The 22,261-nt window shown below is 69.7% G+C and carries 19 protein-coding genes and 1 other RNA gene; 15 read left to right on the top strand and 5 right to left on the bottom strand.

Features of this window, described 5'->3' with window-relative positions; genetic code table 11:
• The first annotated feature begins 123 nt into the window (after positions 1-123).
• The 5 genes from mtrA (at position 124) to hpf (ending at position 5,941) form a co-directional block, all read left to right on the top strand.
• Positions 124-813 carry an MtrAB system response regulator MtrA gene (gene mtrA / locus ACLQ2T_RS07540; RefSeq protein ID WP_119579141.1) on the top strand — a complete coding sequence of 230 codons (690 nt, stop codon included), beginning with the start codon at positions 124-126 and terminating at the stop codon, positions 811-813.
• Positions 814-826: 13 nt separating this feature from the next.
• Complete coding sequence (gene mtrB / locus ACLQ2T_RS07535; RefSeq protein ID WP_425765263.1) at positions 827-2,584, top strand: MtrAB system histidine kinase MtrB; 1,758 nt, start codon at positions 827-829, stop codon at positions 2,582-2,584.
• On the top strand, positions 2,581-4,365 hold the full coding sequence (locus ACLQ2T_RS07530) for an LpqB family beta-propeller domain-containing protein (protein ID WP_425765262.1): 1,785 nt from the start codon (positions 2,581-2,583) through the stop codon (positions 4,363-4,365). Before mtrB ends, ACLQ2T_RS07530 begins: the two co-directional genes overlap by 4 nt.
• A 7-nt stretch (positions 4,366-4,372) precedes the next feature.
• Entirely contained in the window at positions 4,373-5,071 is a 699-nt protein-coding gene (locus tag ACLQ2T_RS07525; protein ID WP_425765261.1) for a ComF family protein, read from the top strand.
• A gap of 246 nt (positions 5,072-5,317) precedes the next feature.
• On the top strand, positions 5,318-5,941 hold the full coding sequence (hpf, locus tag ACLQ2T_RS07520) for a ribosome hibernation-promoting factor, HPF/YfiA family (RefSeq protein WP_425765260.1): 624 nt from the start codon (positions 5,318-5,320) through the stop codon (positions 5,939-5,941).
• A gap of 54 nt (positions 5,942-5,995) precedes the next feature.
• Here hpf and ACLQ2T_RS07515 read toward each other — a convergent pair whose 3' ends face one another.
• Positions 5,996-7,105 carry a GNAT family N-acetyltransferase gene (locus tag ACLQ2T_RS07515; protein ID WP_425765259.1) on the bottom strand — a complete coding sequence of 370 codons (1,110 nt, stop codon included), beginning with the start codon at positions 7,103-7,105 and terminating at the stop codon, positions 5,996-5,998.
• A complete protein-coding gene (locus ACLQ2T_RS07510; RefSeq protein ID WP_425765258.1) occupies positions 7,102-8,298 on the bottom strand; it encodes a GNAT family N-acetyltransferase in 1,197 nt (398 codons plus the stop codon). Before ACLQ2T_RS07510 ends, ACLQ2T_RS07515 begins: the two co-directional genes overlap by 4 nt.
• Positions 8,299-8,469: 171 nt before the next feature.
• Between ACLQ2T_RS07510 and secA the strand changes: the two genes are divergently transcribed.
• Positions 8,470-11,406 (top strand): preprotein translocase subunit SecA, encoded by a 2,937-nt coding sequence (secA, locus tag ACLQ2T_RS07505; protein WP_425765257.1) that lies wholly within the window; start codon positions 8,470-8,472, stop codon positions 11,404-11,406.
• 70 nt (positions 11,407-11,476) lie between these two features.
• On the opposite strand, the gene ACLQ2T_RS07500 is transcribed toward secA, so the two are convergent.
• Both ACLQ2T_RS07500 and ACLQ2T_RS07495 read right to left on the bottom strand, forming a co-directional pair.
• Entirely contained in the window at positions 11,477-12,088 is a 612-nt protein-coding gene (locus ACLQ2T_RS07500) for an Rv3235 family protein (protein ID WP_425765256.1), read from the bottom strand.
• Between the two features lie 114 nt (positions 12,089-12,202).
• Positions 12,203-12,430, bottom strand: a complete 228-nt coding sequence (locus tag ACLQ2T_RS07495; protein WP_327022597.1) for a helix-turn-helix transcriptional regulator — start codon at positions 12,428-12,430, stop codon at positions 12,203-12,205.
• Positions 12,431-12,650: 220 nt separating this feature from the next.
• Between ACLQ2T_RS07495 and ACLQ2T_RS07490 the strand changes: the two genes are divergently transcribed.
• Entirely contained in the window at positions 12,651-13,169 is a 519-nt protein-coding gene (locus tag ACLQ2T_RS07490; RefSeq protein ID WP_425765255.1) for a DUF6912 family protein, read from the top strand.
• A gap of 10 nt (positions 13,170-13,179) precedes the next feature.
• Here ACLQ2T_RS07490 and ACLQ2T_RS07485 read toward each other — a convergent pair whose 3' ends face one another.
• Positions 13,180-14,226 (bottom strand): hypothetical protein, encoded by a 1,047-nt coding sequence (locus tag ACLQ2T_RS07485; protein WP_425765254.1) that lies wholly within the window; start codon positions 14,224-14,226, stop codon positions 13,180-13,182.
• 302 nt (positions 14,227-14,528) lie between these two features.
• On the opposite strand from ACLQ2T_RS07485, the gene pruA reads away from it, so the two are divergent.
• From pruA to ACLQ2T_RS07445, 8 genes are all read left to right on the top strand, one after another.
• On the top strand, positions 14,529-16,157 hold the full coding sequence (pruA, locus tag ACLQ2T_RS07480; protein WP_425765253.1) for an L-glutamate gamma-semialdehyde dehydrogenase: 1,629 nt from the start codon (positions 14,529-14,531) through the stop codon (positions 16,155-16,157).
• A gap of 204 nt (positions 16,158-16,361) precedes the next feature.
• Entirely contained in the window at positions 16,362-16,880 is a 519-nt protein-coding gene (locus ACLQ2T_RS07475; protein ID WP_425765252.1) for a helix-turn-helix transcriptional regulator, read from the top strand.
• 125 nt (positions 16,881-17,005) lie between these two features.
• Positions 17,006-18,127, top strand: coding sequence for a peptide chain release factor 2 (gene prfB, locus ACLQ2T_RS07470; protein ID WP_425765251.1), 1,122 nt, complete (start codon positions 17,006-17,008; stop codon positions 18,125-18,127).
• A gap of 118 nt (positions 18,128-18,245) precedes the next feature.
• The gene (gene ftsE, locus ACLQ2T_RS07465; protein ID WP_013731749.1) at positions 18,246-18,926 is read left to right on the top strand and encodes a cell division ATP-binding protein FtsE; all 681 of its coding nucleotides are present in this window, start codon (positions 18,246-18,248) and stop codon (positions 18,924-18,926) included.
• Positions 18,927-18,995: 69 nt separating this feature from the next.
• Entirely contained in the window at positions 18,996-19,871 is an 876-nt protein-coding gene (gene ftsX, locus ACLQ2T_RS07460; protein ID WP_425765250.1) for a permease-like cell division protein FtsX, read from the top strand.
• A gap of 144 nt (positions 19,872-20,015) precedes the next feature.
• Positions 20,016-20,495, top strand: a complete 480-nt coding sequence (smpB, locus tag ACLQ2T_RS07455) for an SsrA-binding protein SmpB (RefSeq protein ID WP_327022590.1) — start codon at positions 20,016-20,018, stop codon at positions 20,493-20,495.
• Between the two features lie 107 nt (positions 20,496-20,602).
• Positions 20,603-20,978, top strand: a transfer-messenger RNA (tmRNA) gene (gene ssrA, locus ACLQ2T_RS07450).
• 110 nt (positions 20,979-21,088) lie between these two features.
• Positions 21,089-22,039, top strand: coding sequence for a hypothetical protein (locus tag ACLQ2T_RS07445; protein WP_425765249.1), 951 nt, complete (start codon positions 21,089-21,091; stop codon positions 22,037-22,039).
• Positions 22,040-22,261 lie beyond the last annotated feature (222 nt).

Raw genomic sequence — 22,261 nt, 5'->3', positions numbered from 1 at the left:
CCGGTGGGGTGGCTCGTGCGACTGGTGTACCGGCTGATGTGGGGCACGGCGTGGGTGTGGGCAGTAGCGTGCCGGGATGACGCCCGAACCCCCTGAGTTGGACGGGATGGAAACATTAACCCCATGAGAGCCCGGGTACTGGTGGTCGACGACGATCCTGCGCTCGCCGAGATGCTTGGCATCGTGCTGCGTAGCGAGGGATTCATGCCTTCCTTTGTGGCGGACGGGGAGCGCGCTCTGGCCGCATTCCGCGATAATCGTCCCGATATCGTGCTGCTTGACCTGATGCTGCCCGGAATGAGTGGCATCGACGTGGCGCGGGCGATTCGCGCCGAGTCCGGCGTACCGATCGTGATGCTGACCGCCAAGAGCGACACCGTCGATGTGGTGCTCGGCCTGGAGTCGGGCGCGGACGACTACGTGGTCAAGCCGTTCAAGCCCAAGGAACTGGTGGCCCGGATGCGGGCCCGGTTGCGCCGGGGCGAGGACGCGGCACCGGAACTGCTCACCATCGGTCCGCCCGGCAACCAGATCTCCATCGACGTGCCGGCACACACCGTCAGCCGCAACGGCGAGGAGGTGAAGCTGACCCCGCTGGAGTTCGACCTGCTGGTGGCGCTGGCCCGCAAGCCGCGTCAGGTCTTCACCCGGGAGGTCCTGCTGGAGCAGGTCTGGGGCTACCGGCACGCGGCCGACACCCGGCTGGTCAACGTGCACGTGCAGCGCCTACGGGCCAAGATCGAGCCGGATCCGGAGCGACCGGAAATCATCCTCACCGTGCGGGGCGTGGGCTACAAGGCGGGTACGGGATAGCCTGGGTCGCACTGTGACCACCTCCCCGACTCCGGACCCAGACGCCACGTCCCGCCGTCCCGACGCGGGGCGGGAGGTGTGGCGTCGGCTCAGCGGTCGGGCGGCCCGGCTGTTCGCCGGCCTGCACCACACCTGGCGTCGCTCCTTGCAGGTGCGGGTGGTCACCATCACCCTCGTGGTCTCCAGCCTGCTGGTGGGCGGCTTCGCCTACCTGATCGCCGGCAACATCACCAGCATCCTGCTGGACAACGCCAAGACCGATGTGCGGCTGCGGCTGACCAGCGGAGCGGAGTACGCGGCCAAGCAGTTCAGCCTCTACAGCCAGCCGCAGGAGGCCCAACTCCAGGAGACCATCGACGGCACGGTCAACTACCTGGCCGGCGGTGACCCCCAGCAGACCAGCGGGGTGGTCGTGGCGCTGACCGCGGACAGCGCCGGCGGCATGATCCTGCCGCGCAGCTCACCCGCGGTGGATTTCCGACCGTTGATCAGCCCTGAGCTGCGGACGGCGGTGGCCGGCGGCAACGTGGCCAACCAGATCCAGACCGGTCGGCTGACCGGCGATCGGAACACCAAGTACCTGGTCTACGGCTCGCCGGTGCCCACCCGCTTCGGCCAGGTGGAGCTCTACTACTTCGTACCGTTGACCTTGCAGGACGCGACCGCCAGCCAGGCCCGAGCCACCGTGGTGGCCACCGGGGTGGCCCTGGTGCTGCTGCTCGGACTGCTGGCCGCGCTGGTGACCCGGCTGGTGGTGACACCGGTACGGGTAGCGGCCCGCACCGCCCAGCGGCTCTCCGCCGGGCTGCTCGACCAGCGGATGGCCGTCAACGGCGAGGACGACCTGGCCCTGCTCGCCGCCTCCTTCAACCAGATGGCCACCAACCTGCAACGGCAGATCCTGCGGCTGGAGGAGATGTCGCGGTTGCAGCGCCGGTTCACCTCGGACGTCTCACACGAGCTGCGTACCCCGCTGACCACGGTACGGATGGCCGCCGATCTGATCTTCGCCGAGCGGGAGGGGTTCGAGCCCTCCGTGGCCCGCAGCGCCGAGTTGTTGCAGGCCGAGTTGGACCGGTTCGAGGAACTGCTGACCGACCTGCTGGAGATCAGCCGGTTCGACGCGGGTTTCGCCGTCCTGGACGCCGAGCCGACCGACCTGGTGCCGGTGGTGCACCGGGTGGTGGACCGCCTCTCCGGCCTGGCCGAACGGGTCGGTGTGGAGATCGAGTTGGATCTCCCGGCGACCCCGGTGATCGCCGAGATCGACCCGCGCCGGGTCGAGCGGGTGCTGCGTAACCTGGTCGGCAACGCGGTCGAACACGGTGAGGGTAGGCCGGTGCACATCACCCTGGGCATGGACGAGACCGCGGTAGCGGTCACCGTTCGGGATCACGGTGTCGGGCTCAAGCCCGGCGAGGAGAAGTTGGTCTTCAACCGGTTCTGGCGGGCCGATCCCTCCCGGGCCCGGCAGACCGGCGGCACCGGGCTGGGGTTGTCGATCAGCCTGGAGGACGCGCGGCTGCACGGTGGCTGGCTGGAGGCGTGGGGGGCACCTGGGCAGGGTGCCCAGTTCCGGCTGACCCTGCCGGCGCGGGCCGGTGACCGGCTGATCACCTCGCCGCTGCGGCTGGTGCCGGCGGACGCCGCCCTGCCGTTCGGTGCCTCGCCCGCCGAGGACCTGCTGGCCATCGGCCCGGGACCGGACGGGGCCCTGACGGTCGGGCCGGCGACCCCGGTCGCCGAGCAGCGCGCGGAGGTGGGGTCGTGAAGCGGCGGATGCTCAGCGGTGCGCTCGGGGTGGTGCTGGTGCTCACCGGTTGTGGCATTCCGGACCGCTCGGAGGTGCAGACCGAGCAGCGTGGGCCGGCGGCGGAGGCCAGTTGGTCGCTGGGGCGGGGCAGTGAACCGCTGCCCCGGGAGGCCAGCGGAAGCGACGCCGAGGCCTTCGTCCGCAACTTCCTGGCCGCCGCGGCCGGCGAGCCGGACCGGGCCTACGAGCGGGTCAAGCAGTACATCGCGGCCTCCGAACGGGGTGGCCTTCAGGTCAAGCAGGGCAGCGAGGTCGCCCTGTCGGTGGTACGCCTCACCGACGACCCGGTGATCGAGCCGGATGTCGACAGCATGAAGGTCACCATCAGCGTGCAGCAGGTCGGGCTGCTGCGGGCCAACGGCATGCTGGTCCCACCACTGGCCACCGAGACGACCTACGAGTTCCGCCTGATCAACGCCGGTCCGGCGGGTCAGGACGACGCCGGTTTCTACGTCAGTGACCCACCGAACATCCTGCTGCTCAGCGACGAGGCCCTGCGCCTGTACTACCAGACCGAATCCATCTACTTCTGGAACTCCGAACGGACCCGCCTGGTGCCCGACCAGCGGTACCTCTCCTCGGCGGTGCCCGCCGAGCGACGGGTCAGTGAGGTGGTCCGCTGGCTGACCGCGGGCCCCTCGGACTGGCTGCGGGTCGGCGTCTCCGGGCTGCCCGACCGCACCGAGATGATCAACAATGCCACCGGCTCGGACGGCCGGTGGGAGGTCAATCTCGACATGCCCGGCGCCGACGACGTCCGGTTGGAGCAGTTCGCCACCCAACTGGCCTGGTCGCTGCTGGAGCTGGACGGCATCCTGGAGATCAAGATCCTGAACCAGTCCCGCAAGCTCGTCGACCTCGGCGAGCAGCGGACGGCGAACCAGCTCTACCCGCTGGAGGACACCGGCCGACGCTTCTGCGTGTACGAAGGCGCGGTGCACGCCCTGGCCGTGGCCAACGAGCCGATCGGCCGGGTGCCGGTGGCGGCCGAGGCGAACCGCGGCGTGTTCTCCGCAGGGCTGCGACGGGCCGGCGACGACGTGCTGGCCGCCCTGGTGGTCGGCGCGTCCGGGGGCCGACAGCGGCTCAGTGTCGGCCGGGGCCGCGAGGTGGTGGAGAGCTTCACGGCCGGGCCCACCCACACCGCGATCGGTCGGCCGGTCTGGTTGCGCACCGACAGCGATCAGCCGGCCGGTCTGGTGGTCGCCGACGGCGAGCTGCACCGCTTCGACGACCGGGCGGTGATGCGTCCGGTGCAACTCGGCCTGCCGGGTCGGGTCGAGGCGGTGGCGGCCGCCCTGGACGGGCACCGGATCGCCCTGATCGTCGGCGGTGCGCTGTACGTGGCCGCGATCAGCTGGGAGGGCGGAGTACCCACCATCGGGCCGGCCCGACGCCTGACCACCTCCCTGACCCGGCTGACCGCGGTCGACTGGTGGGCGGAAGGTCGGCTGCTGGTGGCCGGGGCCGCCGGTCGGCCGGCGATCTACGACGTCAGTGTCGACGGGGCCCTGGAGACCCGGCTGCGCGACGACGCCGGTGCCGAGGTCACCCACCTGGCCGCCCACCCCGCCACCCCGACCTCCCCGCTGGCCGCCACCTTCATGTACGAGGCCAACGGGGTGACCTACCGCAGCAATCCGTTCGAGCGGATCGTGCGGGAACAGGTCCAGGAGGTCACCGCCCCGCCGACCGGGGTCCGTCCGGGCAATCCCACCGCACCGGTCTTCCTCTACTGAGTCGGCAGTGCTGGGCGGGCTGTGGGCGGATCTGGCCGACCTGGCCCTGCCCACGGAGTGCGCCGGCTGTCGGCAGCGTCGCTCGGGGCTGCGGCACGGGGTCTGTCCGGATTGCGTGACCGTGTTGCGGGCCCTGCGTCCCGGGGCGGTCCGACCGGTTCCGGCCCCGGTGGGGCTGCCGCCCTGTCACGCCCTGGGTAGCTACGCCGGGCCGTTACGGGAGGTTCTGCTCGCGTACAAGGATCATGGCCGGCACGGTCTGGCCCGGCCCCTCGGGGCCCTGCTCGCCGAGGTCGTGGCCGCGGCGGTCGGATCGGTGCGCCCCCTGGTGCTGGTGCCGGTGCCGGACACCCCGGCGGCGGCCCGGGCCCGCTACGGCGATCATCTGGGGCGACTGGCCCGGCACTGTGCCCGCAGGCTGGGCGGGGCGGGTTGGCCGGTACGGGTGCAGCGGCCGGTGCAGGCGATGTCCCGGCCCGATTCGGTCACCCTGGACAGCGCCGGCCGGGCGGCCACCGCCCTGGGGGCCTTCCGGATCCGGCCGGGTGTCGGCCCGATTCCGCCCGGGGTGACCGTGGTGCTGCTGGACGACATCATCACCACCGGGTCCACCCTCGCCGCGATCAGCCAATTGCTGCGCGTGCCAGGAATGTCGCCGTCGGTGGCGGCGGTTCTTGCGGCTACCGAAAAAAGGCACAAGCGGTGACCGATTGTGTTTCCGTTCACCCCTTCGTGTGTGATCTCTGCAAAATTCCGGCCCGGGTCGGCGGCTGGGGATGACGAGGGAGCAAATAAGAGTTAGCGTTTGCTTGTCGAGGGTAGGAGATCATTAGCCCACCCCGGCGGTGAGAGGAGGCGTAGCCGTATTGACCGGTCGACGCCGAGCGGGACCCCTCCCCGGACGTGCGACCGGAGTTCTCGGAGCAAAGACCGTCCGAACAAGGGAGGTCACGTGGACATCGTGGTCAAGGGCCGTAACGTCGAAGTGCCGGATCATTACCGGGTGCACGTAGCCGAAAAACTGGCGAAGCTCGAACGTTACGACCACAAACTTATCCGGGCCGAGGTGGAGCTTTTCCACGAGCGCAATCCGCGCCAGGCCGACCACTGCCAGCGAGTGGAAATCACCTGCTTCTCCCGGGGCCCGGTGATCCGGGCCGAGGCCTGCACGAGCGACTTCTACAGCGCGCTGGACTCGGCCATCGCCAAGCTCGACGCCCGACTACGCCGCGCCGCTGACCGGCGTCGCGTACACCGGGGTCGGCGCGCGCCGGTGTCGGTCGCCGCTGCCACCGCCGGCCTGCCGGTCGCCGACATGTTCTCCGCCGCTCTGAGCGCACCGGGTGCCACCGCGGTCGCCGAGCGGGCCGAGGAGGACCAGTACGACGACCAGCCGTGGCACATCGCCCGGGAGAAGGTGCACCCGGCCGAGCCGATGACCGTCGATGACGCGCTGTTCCAGATGGAACTCGTCGGCCACGATTTCTACCTGTTCCAGGACAAGGAATCCGGTCGCCCCAGTGTCGTCTACCGACGGCACGCATACGACTACGGCATCATCTCGCTCGACATCTGACCGAGGTCGGCGCGGGTCGGGGCGCTGCCGCCGACCCGCGCCGCGCTCAGGCGCTCAGTCCACCAGTTCGCCGGGGAGCAGCCCGTACACGGTCGAGTCCCGCCGGTTGCCCTCGACGCCGGGTAGCCGGGAGCGCAGCAGACCCTCGTAGCGGAAACCGGCCCGTTCCAGTACCCGCCGGGAGGCCAGGTTCTCCGGCAGGGTGCCGGCCCACACCCGGGCCAGGCCGACCTGCGTGAAACCCCACCGGGCCAGCAGCCGCACCGCCCGGGTGGCGTAGCCGCGTCCCCGCCACTGCGGGAACAGGCTGTAGCCCAGCATCGCCTGCCCGGCGGGCTGGTCGTGCAGCAGCATGCAGGACCCGGCCACCGCACCGGAGGCCGCGTCGAGGATGGTCATCGCCGCGACCGTGCCGACCAGCCACTGGTGGGCCGTGCCGAGACCACGCCCTGCGATTTCCTCCCGGGTGGGCGGGCCGGGTGGCACCCGGGAGGACACCACCTCCGGGCTGGTGTTCAGGCGGTACATCTCGTCGGTGTCCTCGGGCTCCAACCGCCGGAGCACGATCACCCCGTCGGTGAGTCGCCCCTCGGGCAGGTCGGGCAGCGGACGGGGGTACGGCCCGGGCGGATCGTCGGCCAGCCGCGCCCAGACCGCCAGGTCGGGCCGGCTACCGCCGGGGGCCAGGCCGCCACCCCGGCGTACCCCCTCGGGTCGGAAACCGGCCGCCACCGCGACCCGCTGGCTGGCCACGTTCTCCAGCCTGGTGAGCAGTTCCAGCCGGTCGATGCCGTCAGCGAAGGCATGCTCGGCCAACGCCCGGGTGGCCGCCGTGGCCACCCCGCGACCCCGCGCGTCCGGCAGCACCCAGTAGCCGATCTCGGCCTGCCGCCGCTGGGGCAGCGGGTTACTCAGCCCCACGCCGCCGAGCAGCCGGTCGGTGGCCGGGTCGGCGACGGCGTACGCGGCACCACCCGAGGCGGCCACCGCCGGGGCGCCCTCGGTGATCCATCGCCGGGCGTCGGCCTCGGTGTACGGGCGGGGCATGCCGTCCATGAAACGTTGGGTAACCGGGTCGGCGCAGCCGGCCACGACATCGGTCAGGTCGTCCAGGCGGAACGGCCGCAGTCGTACCCCGTGGGCCTCGATGGGCTCGACAGTCATGCCGTCACCCGCCCCGGTCGACCGTTGCCGCGTGCCGCACCGCCGGCTGTGGCCAGATCCTCGGCCAGCAGGGCACCGATCCAGGCGTCGGCCCGGGTGCCACGGTGGTTCAGCAGACCCCGGGCGGTGCCCTCCATGGTGAAGCCGGCCCGCTCGGCGACCCGGCGGGAGGCCAGGTTGCCGACGTTCGCCCGCCACTCGATGCGGGCCAGCCCGAGGGTGGCGAAACCCCAGGTGGCCAGCGCGGCCAGCGCCGCCGTCTGGTAACCCCGGCCCCGGGCATGTGGCGCGGTCATGAAGCCGACGTCGGCCAGCAGGGGATCGGTGGGGGACAGCCGCAGGTCGATCGAGCCGGCGTAGTGATCCTGTTCGTCGGCGATCACGTAGTTGGCCGCGGTGCCGCCCGCCCAGCAGTCCTGGCAGTGGATCAGGAAGGACTCGGCCGCCGACCGGTCGTAGGGATCGGGGACGGTGGTCCACCGCAGGGTCTCTGGGGCCTGGCAGGTGATCACCAATGCCGCCAGGTCACGTTCCTCCAGCGGACGGAGCCGCAGCTCGCGCCGTGGGGTGCTGGCGAAGATCGTGGGCTGGGGTCGGCCGAAGACGGCGGCCCGGCGGGCCTCCAGGGTGCCCGGGCCGGCCGGACCGATCTCGTCGGGCGCCGGCACCTCGCCGGGCAGCAGCGAGCCGAACCACTCGTAGCTGCCGCGCGCCGGGTCGGCCGCGCGCAGCCGCCCCTCGATCCGGAAGCCAGCGCGCAGGGCGACCAGCCGGGCAGGGTAGTTGCCGGCCGGGGAATTCCAGAGCAGCCGGCGCAGGTTCAGCTCCGTGAAGGACCACCGGGCCAGGGCGCGGACCGCACGTACGGCCACGCCCTGCCCGCGTGCCCACGGGGCGGTCCAGTAGCCGATCTCGCTGAGCTGCCGACCCTGGTCGATACCCTGTAGATCGCAGGTGCCGAGGAGTCGACCGGCGGCGGCGTCGCAGACCGCGAAGGCGGCTGCCGTGCCCTCCGCCCACTGGCGGGTGCGGCCCGCGATGAACCGTTGCGCGTCCTGCGGCCGGTAGGGTCGGGGGAAGTCGATCCAGCGCTGGATCTCCGGATCCTGGCAGGCGCGATGCAGGTCGTCGGCGTCGGTCGGCCGCCACGGCCGGAGGGTCAGTCCGGCCTCGGTGATCTCCACGGGGTCCATTCGACCCATCGTGCCGGATCGTTCGCCCACGGCGTAACGGGTAAACCGGGCGGGTACCCTGATGGGTCGCGCGTTATGTCGGTTTCGTGATGGCCGACCGCCGCCACCAGTGACCATCGGCCCGATTAAACGCCTACGATGGGTCCAGACTGTCTAGGGGAGCGTTGATCCGTGTCGATTCTGGAAAAGGTCCTTCGCGCGGGCGAAGGGCGTATGGTGCGCCGGCTGAAGGCGATCGCCGCCGCCGTCAACTCGATCGAGGACGACTACGTCAACCTCACCGACGAAGAGCTGAGCGGCATGACCGAGCAGTTCAGGGAGCGGCTCGCCGAAGGCGAGACCCTGGACGACCTGTTGCCCGAAGCCTTCGCGGTCTGCCGGGAGGCAGCGGCGCGGGTGCTCGGTCAGCGGCCGTACGACGTCCAGGTGATGGGCGGCGCGGCACTGCACTTCGGCAACATCGCCGAGATGAAGACCGGTGAGGGTAAGACCCTGACCTCGGTCATGCCGGTCTACCTGAACGCCTTGTCCGGCAAGGGCGTGCACGTGGTCACGGTCAACGACTACCTGGCCCAGCGTGACGCGGCCTGGATGGGCCGGGTGCACCAGTTCCTCGGCCTGACCGTCGGTGTGGTGCTGCCCAACCGCCCGGCCGCCGAGCACCGCGCGGCGTACGAGTGCGACATCACCTACGGCACCAACAACGAGTTCGGCTTCGACTACCTGCGCGACAACATGGCCTGGTCGAAGGAGGAGCTGGTCCAGCGGGGCCACAACTTCGCCGTGGTCGACGAGGTCGACTCCATCCTGATCGACGAGGCCCGTACCCCGCTGATCATCTCCGGCCCGGCCGAGCACTCCGCCCGCTGGTACGGCGAGTTCGCCGCCGTGGTGGCCCGCCTCCAGTCCGGCAAGGACGGCGAGGGCGACTACGAGGTCGACTACGCCAAGCGCACCATCGCGGTCACCGAGCGCGGCGTGGCCAAGGTCGAGGACCGGCTCGGCATCGACAACCTCTACGAGTCGGTGAACACCCCGCTGGTCGGCTACCTGAACAACGCCATCAAGGCCAAGGAGCTGTACAAGCGCGACAAGGACTACATCGTCAGCGACGGTGAGGTCCTGATCGTCGACGAGTTCACCGGCCGCATCCTGCATGGTCGCCGCTACAACGAGGGCATGCACCAGGCGATCGAGGCCAAGGAGGGGGTGGAGATCAAGCAGGAGAACCAGACCCTGGCCACCATCACCCTCCAGAACTACTTCCGCCTCTACGACAAGCTCTCCGGCATGACCGGTACGGCCCAGACCGAGGCGGGCGAGTTCAACAAGGTCTACAAGGTCGGCGTGGTGACCATCCCGACCCACCGGCCGATGGTCCGGCAGGACCGGGCCGACGTCATCTACAAGACCGAGAAGGCCAAGTTCAACGCGGTCATCGAGGACATCGCCGAGCGCCACCAGGCCGGGCAGCCGGTGCTGGTCGGCACGGTCTCGGTGGAGAACTCCGAGATCCTCTCCCAGTTGCTGCGCCGCCGGGGCATCCCGCACTCCGTGCTGAACGCGAAGTTCCACGCCCGGGAGGCGGAGATCGTCGCCCAGGCGGGCCGCAAGGGCGCGGTCACGGTGGCCACCAACATGGCCGGTCGAGGCACGGACATCCTGCTCGGCGGCAACCCCGAGTTCCTCGCCGCCAGCGAGCTGCGTCAGCGTGGTCTGGACCCGGTGGAGAACGCCGAGGAGTACGACAAGGCGATGGAGGAGGTCCTGCCGAAGTGGAAGCAGGCCTGCGAAGCCGAGGCCGATGAGGTGGCCGCCGCCGGTGGGCTCTACGTGCTGGGCACCGAGCGGCACGAGTCCCGACGCATCGACAACCAGCTGCGTGGTCGGTCCGGCCGGCAGGGTGACCCGGGTGAGTCGCGCTTCTACCTGTCGCTTCAGGACGAGCTGATGAAGCGGTTCCGCTCCGGTGCGGTCGAGGCGGTCATGGAGCGCTTCAACATCCCGGAGGACGTGCCCATCGAGTCGAAGATGGTCACCCGCCAGATCAAGAGCGCTCAGGCCCAGATCGAGGGGCAGAACGCCGAGATCCGTAAGAACGTCCTCAAGTACGACGAGGTCATGAACAAGCAGCGCCAGGTGATCTACGCCGAGCGGCTGCGGGTGCTCAACGGAGAGGACCTCTCCGAGCAGGTCCGCAACATGATCGACGACATGGTCGAGGCGTACGTTCAGGGCGCCACCTCGGAGAACTACGCCGAGGAATGGGATCTTGAGCAGCTCTGGACCAGCCTCAAGCAGCTCTACCCGGTGGGCCTCACCATCGAGGAGATGGAGGAGGAGGCCGGCGGCTCCCGGGCCGGCATCGACGCCGACTTCCTGGTCTCCCGGCTGCGGGCGGACGCGCACGCCGCGTACGACCGTCGGGAGGAGCAGCTCGGTGCCGAGGGCACCCGGCAGTTGGAGCGGATGGTGCTGCTCCAGGTCATCGACCGCAAGTGGCGTGAGCACCTCTACGAGATGGACTATCTCCAGGAGGGCATCACCCTGCGGGCGTACGCCCAGCGTGACCCGGTGGTGGAGTACCAGCGCGAGGGCTTCGCGATGTTCGCCACCATGATGGACGGCATCAAGGAGGAGACGGTCGGCTTCCTCTTCAACCTCGAGGTGCAGGTCAACGAGCCGGAGCCCGAGGCCGAGGCCGAGGAAGTTCAGCTGCTGGACAAGCCGGTGGAGATCCGCGCCAAGGGCCTGGGTCGCGCACCGCAGCAGCAGGGCCTTCAGTACTCCGCCCCGACCATCGACGGTGAGGCCGGTGCCGGTGGGGTGGCCGTGCAGCGCGACGACCAGCGGGCCCCGGCCCTGGGCATCGGTGGCCCGGCGCCCGGCGCACCGGCGGCTCCTGGGCAGAGCGCACCGGCGGCCCCGCAGCGTCAGAACGGCGGCGGCCTGCGGGGTGCCGGGGTGGCCTCCAGCACGGCCCGGCAGACGGCGGCCAACGGGCAGGCATCGGCCGGCAACGGTCCCTCCCGCAACGCGCCGTGCCCCTGCGGCTCCGGTCGTAAGTACAAGCGCTGCCACGGTGCCCCCGGCGGCTCCGCCGACTGATAAGCGCTACCCGAAGCCCCGGCCATCGCGTCAGCGGTGGCCGGGGCTTCGGCGTGCAGGGGCCCGGGGGTCAGAGGACCCGCAGGTCGGTGCAGAGCCAGGTGCCGCGGCGGTGTTCCAGCCGCAGGGCCATGGCCCAGCTGGCGTCGACGACTCCGGTGAGCACGGCGGCGGCCTCGATGGCGTTCGGGTGGGGTTCGCAGACCCGCAGGCGGCGCAGTCGCAGACCGGGGCGGGGGGTGCGGCGTCGCGTCGCGACGGCACGGGCGCTCCCGCGAGCCAGTTCGGGCAGCAGGTGGGCGCAGCGGGTGGGATCGAGCTGACGGCGCAGCTGCACCGGGGGCCGGAAGCCGTTGAACACCTCGATGCAGTTGGCCACGAAGCGGTGGGCCACTCGGGTGGCTGCCGGAGTGGCGGTGACCAGGGCCCCCGGTGGTAGTTGCCGGACCGGATCCCGGCTGGGGCGGGCCGGGGTCGGGCGGACGGTGACCCGCTGGTGGGGTGGGCGTTCCGGCCCACTGCGAACGGGCCACTGCGGGGCGGAGAAGAGGTCCAGGGCCAGTTGACCGTCGCCGGGTCCGGGCCATCCGCTGCCCTCGTCGACGAACGGTGGGTCGTACGCGGGTGCCGGCCGCAGCCGCACGGGGGGTCGGCTGGGTCCAGGTCGCCGGGGATCGATCATCGCCTGCCCTCTACCTCTCAGCACCGGAACCCTGCGTTTGCCTTCGTTTGCTTTCGATAGACCTCATTCTTGAGCAAGGCAGAGCCCTCGGTCAATGGCTGGAGGGTGATGTGGTTACTCCGGGTCGCGCTCGGCCAGCGGATTGCCACGCACCCACTCGGCGGTCTCCGCGTACTTCTGCTGGATGTACTCCTCCAGCCGGGAGCGCTCGACCCGCCACTGGCCCCGGCCGCCGATCTTGATCGCGGGCAGCTCGCCGCTGCGCACCATGTGGTAGACCTGCGAGTCCGACACGTTCAGCTCGGCGGCCACGTCGGACAGGAGCAGGAACCTGGGCTCCACGAGAACTCCCCGGGTTGGTGTCGTTTGCTTTAGTTTGCCATCGAGGGCTGACTTCGAGGCGACCTCTGAGCATGCCATCGGCGATGCCGACTCCGACACACCGGGCCCCGCCGAGCTTCCACCGGGCGGGCGGGGGGTGTATGACGTTCAGGGCGTACGGGTGATCGTGCGCCCTTCGCGGCGGAGTCGCCGAAAACCGGAGCAGAGCGGGAGATCAACGGTGACCGACGAGCTTGTCCGGGTGTACCTGCCGGCAACCGTACCGATGCTGACCATGCTTGCCGAGCACGGTCTCGCCGTGTCGCAGGGGCACGCCGTGACCCCGATGCTGCGCGAGTGGTACGCCGAGGGCGACGAGGAGGAGTTGGAGTACGTGGCCTTCACCCGCGCCGCCCAGGACGCCCTGCAACTGCTCCGCCACGATCCCGCGGCCCCGCGTCGGCGGGTGGTGGTCTCGGCGGACCTGCCTGCCTCGGCGATCAGCCGTGGCGAGGGGGAGCTGGGCTCCAGCGTGGTGGAACTGCACGGGGCGGTACCGGTCAAGGCCGTGGCGGCCCTGCATGTCGACGGCGCCGCCGCCGTACCGGATGTCGCCGCCGCCGTGCAGGTGGTGGAGGAGGCGTTGGCCGGCGATCCGGACGCCCAGTTCACGGTCGACGGTGCCGAGGACCACGAGCTTGAGTGGTACGACCCCAGCGAGTTGGATCTCCTGCTGCGCGACGCCGCCGGCCAGGGGTGACCCGGGGCCCTCAGCGCACCGCGTCGGCCTGGCTGGGGTCGGCCTCGGTGGGGTCGGTCTCCGGGGCCGGGGTCAGGGTGCGACCGAAGACGATCATGGCGGTGAGGGCGCCCACGAACAGCACCCAGATCCCGTTGTCGACCCGGGAGGTGCCCATGGAGGTCTGGGCCACCGCGTCCGCCTCGCTCAGGGCGGCGGCCAGGTCGATCAGGGAACGCCCACCGACCCGGATGATCACCTCGGCGACCAGCAGCAGCAGGCCGGGGCCGGCCCCGGCGATCAGGTACGCCGGCCAGCGCACGGCGGTGACAGGGGTGTCGCGGCGGGCGGCACGCCGTCGGGCCCAGGTGAGATAGCCGAAGGCCAGGAACCCGGCGAGGAGACCGGCGAGCAGCGACTCCGTACGCGAGACCCAGGTGGCGGCGGTGATCATCGACTGCTGGCTGTCTCCCGCGCCGAACAGGTCGAACAGCGGACCCCGGGCGACACTGAACCCCACGACGAAGACCAGGGTGCCCAGGGCGGCGGAGGCGACGGCACCGACGACGGCACCGTTGCGGGCGCCGGCCAACGCGCCGCCGATGACCGCCGCCGCTGCGGTCGTACCGGCGATCGTGCGGGTGGTGGTGTTGTCGGCGTAGCTGAGGCTGATGGCCAGGGCGGCGGCCAGCCCGACCAGCAGGCCGGCGCCGACCGCCACCGCGAAGCGCAGGGTGGCCCGATCGCCCCGGCGGGTGACCGGCTCGGCGGCTGCCAGGCCCACCGCGGTACCGGCCACCAGGGCGGCCGAGATCACCCCGGGCAGGGCGAAGGCGGACAGGCTGATCGCGGTGACCCCGGCGGTGGCCGAGTTGATCGCCTCCCGGGTGGACCAGAGCATCGCGGCCAACCAGCCGGCCGCCAACAGGGCCAGCACCAGGGCGCCCGGTGCGGAGGGCGGCGATCCGGCGGAGCCGTCGGCGGGAAGCGCCGACCCCGGCTGCTCAGCCGTCGTCGGGCCGGTGGCCTGCGGCCGTTCGGGCTGCGCGGCGGTCGGCCCACCGGGCTGGTTGCTCATGGTCTCCCCTTCGCCGCCGGACCCGGCGACCTGGCCCGGGCACCTCACCGGCAATCCAGCGTACGCGGCCGGATGGGGGAGGGGACCGACCCCTGCTAACCGCAGAGATGATCTAGTTTCCTTCGGTCTGTCCGGTCCTGTGGGTACGAATCACTGCCAAATCGTCTCAGCAGCCTCCAGATCTATGGTGAGGCGCTGCCCGGGGGAGGATCCGGGACAGCCGCGCGTGAAAAGATGGAATGCAGGTCCCGCCAACCCTGGGACCGGCTTCGCCACCGTCGTCGAGATCGCCAGGAGCCCTGATGGACGCCGTGTTCTCCGTACCCGAGCCGCACAACGAGCCGGTGCGCACCTACGAGCCGGGCAGTGCCGACACCGAACGGCTCCGCCGGCGACTCACCGAGTTGGCCGCCGAGCAGATCGACATGCCGATGACCGTCGCGGGCGAGCAGCGGATGGCCGGCGGCGAGTCGATCCGGGTGGTGCAGCCGCACCGGCACTCCCACGTGCTCGGGGTCACCGGGCACGCCACCCACGACGACGCCCAGGCCGCGGTCAAGGCGGCCAAGGACGCGGCACCGGGATGGCGGGCGCTGCCCTTCGAGGAGCGGGCCGCGGTCTTCCTGCGCGCCGCCGAACTGCTCGCCGGCCCGTGGCGCGACACACTCAACGCGGCCACCATGCTCGGCCAGTCGAAGACCGTTCAGCAGGCGGAGATCGACGCGGCCTGTGAGTTCATCGACTTCCTGCGGTTCAACGTGTACTTCGCCCGCAAGCTGCTCGCCGAGCAGCCGATCTCCTCGCCCGGGGTGTGGAACCGGTTCGACCACCGCCCCCTGGAGGGCTTCGTCTACGCGATCACCCCGTTCAACTTCACCGCCATCGCAGGCAACCTGCCCTCGGCCCCGGCCCTGCTGGGCAACACGGTGGTCTGGAAGCCGGGCCCGACCCAGCAGTTCGCGGCGCACTTCACCATGCGGCTGTTCGAGGCGGCCGGACTACCCCCGGGGGTGATCAACATGGTCACCGGTCGGGGCGAGGAGGTCTCCGAGGTGGTGTTGGCCGACCCCGACCTGGCCGGCATCCACTTCACCGGCTCCACCCGGGTCTTCCAGCACCTGTGGCGCACGGTGGGCGAGAACATCGCCCGTTACCGGGGCTACCCGCGCCTGGTCGGGGAGACCGGCGGCAAGGACTTCGTGGTAGCGCACGTCAGCGCCGACGTCGACGCCCTGCACACCGCCTTGATCCGGGGGGCCTTCGAATACCAGGGGCAGAAGTGCTCCGCGGCCTCCCGGGCGTACGTCCCCCGGTCGATCTGGGAGGGTGGCCTGCGTGACCGGCTGGCTGCCACCGCGGACAGCCTGACCTACGGCGACGTGACCGACTTCGGCAACTTCGGCGGCGCGGTCATCGACGACAAGGCCTTCGCCCGGCACACCGCCGCGCTGGAACTGGTCTCGAACGACGACAGTTGCCGGGTCATCGCCGGTGGCACCGCGGACGACTCGGTCGGCTGGTTCGTCCGTCCGACGATCTTCGAATGCGACGACCCGGCCCACGAGACCTTCACCACGGAGTACTTCGGGCCGATCCTCGGGGTCCACGTCTTCGACGACAGCCGCTTCGACGAGGTGATCACCCAGGCCGAGTCGATCGCGCCGTACGCCCTGACCGGGTCGATCTTCGCCACCGACCGCCGGGTGGTCGACGCGGTGGCCGAGAAGATGCGGTACGCGGCCGGCAACTTCTACATCAACGACAAGCCGACCGGCGCGGTGGTCGGGCAGCAGCCCTTCGGTGGTTCCCGGGCCAGCGGCACCAACGACAAGGCCGGTTCCTGGCACAACCTGGTCCGCTGGACCTCCCCCCGCACGATCAAGGAGACCTTCGTACCCCCCACCGACCACACCTACCCGCACATGCGCTGAGGCGTAAGGAAGGGCCCCTTCTTAACGCCTAGTGCATAGGAAGGGGCCCTTTTTAACACCGCCGCTGCCGGAATGGGGCTCATGGTGGGGTGTGTGCCCCGCCGGTGGACCGTCGCGCACCGACAGTGCACATAGGAAACCCCATTGGGTGGCGAAACGGTGAAATCCTGGACGGCGGCCCGGCAAAGTGGCAGCGTGAACGGCATGGCGGATTCCGGAGTCAACCCCACGGCGGCGGCCCTGCTCGGGCTGCTCCACGAGGGCCCCATGACAGGTGGCCAGTTGATGGCCGCCGCCGAGCGCAGGCTGGCGCCGTACTGGTCGATGACCCGCAGTCAGGTCTACCGCGAGTTGCCGGCGCTGGCCGAGAAGGGCCTGGTCCGGCTGGGTAAACCCGGGCCGCGGATGAGTCAACCGTACGCGATCACGGCAGCGGGAAAACGGACCTTCTCCCGATGGTTGGCCGAGGACCCGGGGCGGGACACCATCCGCAACCCGATCGCCCTGCGGATCGCCTTCGGGCAGCTGCACTCCGCAACTCAGCTGAAAAGCCTCCAGGCCGCTGCCAACGAGTACCACACCGAGGCCCTGGCCCGGGTACGCGAGCAGGTCAAGAACGCGCGCAAGGAAGGCGACACGTACGACGCGAGCGCGCTGGAGTTCGCCGTGGCGTACCACAAGGCCGCCCTGTCCTGGCTCAAGAGCGCACCGGTCGGCAGCTGATCAGTTCTCGTTTTGGCTCGGAGTGCGGGGCTCGCAAGCTCACTCCTGTCCCGAGCAGTGCTGTTTTGGCTCGGAGTGCGGGGCTCGCAAGCTCACTCCTCCTCCGAGCAGTACCCTTGTCTGTCGTGACAGCTGCCGATTACGCCGACCAGCTCAAGGATCTCGACGCCACCCTGCGCAACATCGAGGCGGTGCTCGACCTGGACCGCCTGCGGGCGGACAAGGCTCGCCTGGAAGAGCAGGCCTCCGCCCCGGATCTGTGGGACGACCAGGCCCGGGCCCAACAGGTGACCTCGCAGCTGTCGTACGTCAACGGCGAGATCGACAAGCTGGGTAGCCTGCGCGCCCGGCTCGACGACGCCAGCGTGCTGCTGGAGCTGGCCGAGGCGGAGGCCGACTCGGGGGTGCTCTCCGAGGTCGAGTCCGAGGTCGCCGGGCTGACCAAGGCCATCCAGGAGATGGAGGTCCGCACCCTGCTCTCCGGCGAGTACGACTCCCGGGAGGCCCTGGTGGCCATCCGCGCGGGTGCCGGTGGGGTGGACGCGGCGGACTTCGCGGAGATGCTGCTGCGGATGTACCTGCGCTGGGCGGAGCGGCACGGCTACCCGACCGAGGTCTACGAGACCTCGTACGCCGAGGAGGCGGGCCTCAAGTCGGCCACCTTCACGGTGAAGGTTCCCTACGCCTACGGCACCCTGAGCGTGGAGTCCGGCACCCACCGGCTGGTCCGGATCAGCCCCTTCGACAACCAGGGCCGTCGGCAGACCAGCTTCGCCGGTGTCGAGGTGCTGCCGGTGGTGGAGCAGACCGACAGCATCGAGATCCCCGAGAACGAGATGCGGATCGACGTCTACCGCTCGTCCGGGCCGGGCGGGCAGAGCGTCAACACCACCGACTCGGCGGTGCGGATCACCCACATCCCGACCGGCATCGTGGTGACCTGCCAGAACGAGAAGTCCCAGCTTCAGAACAAGGCCTCCGCGCTGCGGGTGTTGCAGGCCCGGCTGTTGGAGCGCAAGCGCCAGGAGGAGCAGGCCAAGATGGCGGGCCTGAAGACCGACGCGGCGGGCTCGTGGGGCGACCAGATGCGGTCGTACGTGCTGCACCCGTATCAGATGGTGAAGGATCTGCGTACCGAGCAGGAGACCGGCAACCCCAGTGCGGTCTTCGACGGTGAACTCGATTCCTTCATCGAGGCCGGTATCCGCTGGCGCAAGCAGCAGCAACTCGCCGGCGACACTGCGTGACCGATCGTGGGCGGAGTGCGTCATCGATCTCCACATGACGTGCGGGATCAATGACTCACCCCGCAATCGCGGGGCGTAGGACTTGGCACGACAGTTACACGGCGTAGACTCACCACCCGTGATTCAGCTTGAGCAAGTGACGAAGACGTACCCGAAGGCGTCGCGGCCTTCGCTCGACAACGTGTCCGTGTCGATCGACAAGGGCGAGTTCGTCTTCTTCATCGGCCCATCCGGCTCCGGCAAGTCCACGATCATCAAAATGCTGCTGCACGAGGTGACCCCCAACAAGGGTCGCGTCGTCGTCAACGGCAAGGACGTCACCTCGATGCGGTCCTGGAAGCGCCCACACTTCCGCCGCTCGATCGGCTGCGTCTTCCAGGACTTCCGGCTGCTGCCCAACCGCACCGCGTACGAGAATGTGGCTTTCGCGCTCGAGGTGATCGGCAAGACCAAGGCGGTGGCCCGCCGGGTCGTGCCGGAGGTGTTGGAGTTGGTGGGTCTCGGTGGCAAGGAGCACCGCTACCCGCACGAGCTCTCCGGTGGTGAGCAGCAGCGTGTGGCGGTGGCCCGGGCGTTCGTGAACCGTCCGCTGATCCTGTTGGCCGACGAGCCGACCGGAAACCTGGACCCGGACACCTCCATCGAGATCATGCGCCTGCTGGACCGGATCAACCGCACCGGCACGACCGTCGTGATGGTCACGCACGACTCCAACATCGTGAACCAGATGCGCCGCCGGGTCATCGAGATCGAGAGCGGCCGTATCGTCCGCGACCAGGCCCGCGGCGTCTACGGGTGACCTGGCGAACCCAGCGCACCCTGATCTGACGACGAACACCTCACGCCGGAGAGCCGGAGGAATATTCCGATGCGGATGAAATACGTCCTGTCCGAGGTCCTGGTCGGACTGTGGCGCAACGTGACGATGACCATCGCAATGATCATCACGTTGGGCGTCTCGCTGACCATGCTCGGCGCCAGCGGCCTGATCTACAGCAAGGTCGCGGACATGAAGGACCTGTACTTCGAGAACATCCAGGTTTCGATCTTCCTCAAGACCGAGATCTCCGAGGAGGAGCGCACCTCGCTGGGTTCCCGGCTGGAGGCCGATCCGCTGATCTCACAGGTCACCTACGTCAACAAGGACGAGGCGTACCAGCGTTTCCAGGAGATGTTCCGGGACTCGCCGGACCTGCTCAGCGCGGTCAAGGCGGACCAGCTGCCCGAGTCGTACCGGCTGAACCTGGTTGACCCGGAGCAGTACAAGTCCATCTCGGAGCAGTACTCCTCGGCCGCCGGGGTCGATCAGGTGGTCGACCAGAGTCAGGTCCTCGACAAGATCTTCAACCTGTTCACCGCCGGACAGAACGTCGCACTGGCCGCCGCGATAGCGATGGCGGTGGCAGCGCTGCTGCTGGTGGCCAACACCATCCAGGTCGCCGCCTACAGCAAGCGACGGGAGGTAGCCGTCATGAAGCTGGTCGGCGCCTCGAACTGGTTCATCCAGGCACCCTTCGTCCTGGAAGCCGTGGTCGCCGGCCTGATCGGCTCGCTGCTGGGCCTGGGGGCCCTGGTGGCGTTGAAGAAGTTCCTCTTCGACGACGCCCTGAGCGCCCTGCAAGGGCTGTTCGCCCCGGTCAGTTGGAGCGAGGTGCTGCTGACCTTCCCGGTGATGGCCGGCGTCGGTGGCCTGATCAGCGCGATCACCGCCTGGGTCACCCTCCGCTTCTACCTGCGGGTCTAGTTTTCGGTACGACCCTCGCAAGGGCCCTTCGGCGCGGGAACAAACCGCGCGGAAGGGCCCTTGTCATTCGGGTAGCATGATCTCCGCTCTCCGGCCGCCAGGCCGCCGAGGGCAGTGGGCTAGGGGAAAGGAGGTGGCGCGGCGATGCCACGGGAGAAGGGGCGCAAGGTCGTCGCCTCCAACAAGAAGGCCCGCCATGACTACGCCATCCTCGACACGTACGAGGCGGGCATGGCGTTGACCGGCACCGAGGTGAAGTCACTGCGGGCCGGGCGGGCCTCGTTGGTCGACGCCTTCGCTCAGGAGCGCGACGGCGAGCTGTATCTGCACGGCATGCACATCCCGGAGTACACCCAGGGCACCTGGACCAACCATGAGCCCCGGCGTACCCGCAAGCTGCTGCTCAAGCGGTTGGAGATCGACCGTCTGATCGGCAAGGCCCGGGAGGGCGGGCTGACCCTGGTGCCGTTGCAGGTCTACTTCTCCGACGGCTGGGCCAAGGTGGAGATCGGCCTGGCCAAGGGCAAGAAGGCGTACGACAAGCGCCAGGACCTGGCCAAGCGGGACGCGGACCGGGAGATCCAACGGGCGGTCGGTCGGCGCGGCAAAGGGATGAGTGAGTAGTTTGTCCGGTTCATTCGTCCCTGGTGTCGGCGACCTGACCTCGGGATGAATCCGGTTGCGGCAGGCGTTACGCTTGTCAGAGCCGCCGGAAGACGGCGGCCTGTCGAGGGGGTGACTGGTTTCGACTTCGTACGTTGCGGCAGGGGAAGCGAGCCGAGGAAGCCGACGTCGTCTCGAGAATCGTTCGTCGGAAAACAATAAGCGCCAAGAACGAACGCGCTGACTTCGCTCTCGCCGCCTGAGGCGAGTAGTGAGTCTGTCGGCCTGGGAGTGCCTTCGACCCAGTTAGCCGGCATCAGCTAGAAGGCTGGCCAACCGGACCCGGTCGCGGGGTCCGTGCGGCGAGATTAATCAGCGACTGGGCCCGTCACACCGACTCGCTCGCGTGATCGGAGGGGCCGAGTAGAGGCACAGCGAGCTGCGCTCGGAGAAGTCCTGACAAGGCGGCGAAGGACCCGGGTTCGATTCCCGGCACCTCCACCACCTGTACTGCGCGCCCCGGCCATCCGGCCGGGGCGCGCAGTCGTCTCCTCGGAAGGGGTCGAACGATCTTGGCAGGGAACCTTGCGCCGGGTACCTCCGTCAGAGCAGGTATGCGTCGTCTCGCCGCCCTGTTGGGCCTGCCCCTGATGATCGTCGTAGCCGGTTGTGCACCGGCCGGCACCGGACCGACCGCTCCCCTCCCCTCCGCGGAAGAGGACCAGGACCCGTTCGACCGGCGGGCCGCCGCGGTGGCCGAGGGGTGGAGCCCCGGGCCCGGCTGGAGCAGCGGCTACATCCCCCTGCAGGATCCCACCCGGCTGATCGGCGAGGCGAACTTCACCCCCGCCACCCAGACGGCGTTCCAGGCCGGCTGGTACCGCAAGCCGGCCGATCTGCCGGCCCGGCAGCCCGACCAGGGCACCATCCGATTCCTGGACGGGGAGCTGCGGGTGCCGCTTGTCGACGCCGACGAAGCCTTCCGGACCCTCACCCACGGCAGTGAGCCGCCCTCCTGCCCCACCCTGCCGAAGGAACCCGCCACCCCACCGCCGCCCGCGCCCGGAGCGGACGACACGGTCAGCAGCCGCCCACAGGGGGAGTGTGTAGCGCTCACCATCAGCAAGGTTGAACTGGGCACCGCGCCGCTGCACACCAGCCGTGGCGAGGCCCAGGTGCCGGCCTGGCTGTTCACCGTCGAGGAGATCGGTGCCGTGGTGGCCGCCACCGCGGTCGCGCCGCAGGCGGTCGGTACGGTGCCCGACCCGGTCGTCCCCTCCGACTCCGCTCCGGAGGGGCTGGTAGCCGCGCAGAACATCATCGAGGTCGACGGAACTAGGCTCGCCTTCCGGCTGGGGGTCGGTAGCTGCGACTCCGAGATCACCCCGTTGGTGCAGGAGCGCGAGGACCTCGTGGTGGTGGGCGGCTCGGTGGTGCGCTCCACGGACGTCTGCGACGCCATGCTGAAGCTGGAGGAGGTCGAGGTGACCCTGAAGGAGCCGCTGGGCACCCGACCCGTCCTGGACGCCCTCACCGGCGCGCCGCTACGGGTCGGCGGCAACTGAAAGGCGCTTGGCGCCGCACGAGGCGATACCCGGCTGCCGACCGATCGTCGGCCACAGTGCACTCAATTGTCGATGACGCGGTTGATGGCGCTGGCTGTTGTGGATGGAGTTTCTCGCCTTCCACCACAGTGGACCTCGCTAGCCTCTAGTACGGCAGCCGCCGTTTGAGATTTCGCTGATGGGAGCGGGTAGAGGTGGCGCGGCCACCGCGTGATCGTCTGT

Source organism: Micromonospora sp. DT229, assembly GCF_049844505.1.
Classification (GTDB): domain Bacteria; phylum Actinomycetota; class Actinomycetes; order Mycobacteriales; family Micromonosporaceae; genus Micromonospora.
Note: the sequence above shows the minus strand (reverse complement) of the source record. Positions and strands in the feature narration are given on the sequence as shown.

What these genes read in the sequence shown, in the direction of transcription:
- ACLQ2T_RS07475 (WP_425765252.1), top strand. Translation starts at nt 16,362, where the DNA reads ATGGCGGATTCCGGAGTCAACCCCACGGCGGCGGCCCTGCTCGGGCTG.
- smpB (WP_327022590.1), top strand. Translation starts at nt 20,016, where the DNA reads ATGCCACGGGAGAAGGGGCGCAAGGTCGTCGCCTCCAACAAGAAGGCC.
- mtrA (WP_119579141.1), top strand. Translation starts at nt 124, where the DNA reads ATGAGAGCCCGGGTACTGGTGGTCGACGACGATCCTGCGCTCGCCGAG.
- ftsX (WP_425765250.1), top strand. Translation starts at nt 18,996, where the DNA reads ATGCGGATGAAATACGTCCTGTCCGAGGTCCTGGTCGGACTGTGGCGC.
- ACLQ2T_RS07510 (WP_425765258.1), bottom strand. Translation starts at nt 8,298, where the DNA reads ATGGACCCCGTGGAGATCACCGAGGCCGGACTGACCCTCCGGCCGTGG.
- pruA (WP_425765253.1), top strand. Translation starts at nt 14,529, where the DNA reads ATGGACGCCGTGTTCTCCGTACCCGAGCCGCACAACGAGCCGGTGCGC.
- ACLQ2T_RS07500 (WP_425765256.1), bottom strand. Translation starts at nt 12,088, where the DNA reads ATGATCGATCCCCGGCGACCTGGACCCAGCCGACCCCCCGTGCGGCTG.
- ACLQ2T_RS07485 (WP_425765254.1), bottom strand. Translation starts at nt 14,226, where the DNA reads ATGAGCAACCAGCCCGGTGGGCCGACCGCCGCGCAGCCCGAACGGCCG.
- ACLQ2T_RS07515 (WP_425765259.1), bottom strand. Translation starts at nt 7,105, where the DNA reads ATGACTGTCGAGCCCATCGAGGCCCACGGGGTACGACTGCGGCCGTTC.
- ACLQ2T_RS07445 (WP_425765249.1), top strand. Translation starts at nt 21,089, where the DNA reads ATGCGTCGTCTCGCCGCCCTGTTGGGCCTGCCCCTGATGATCGTCGTA.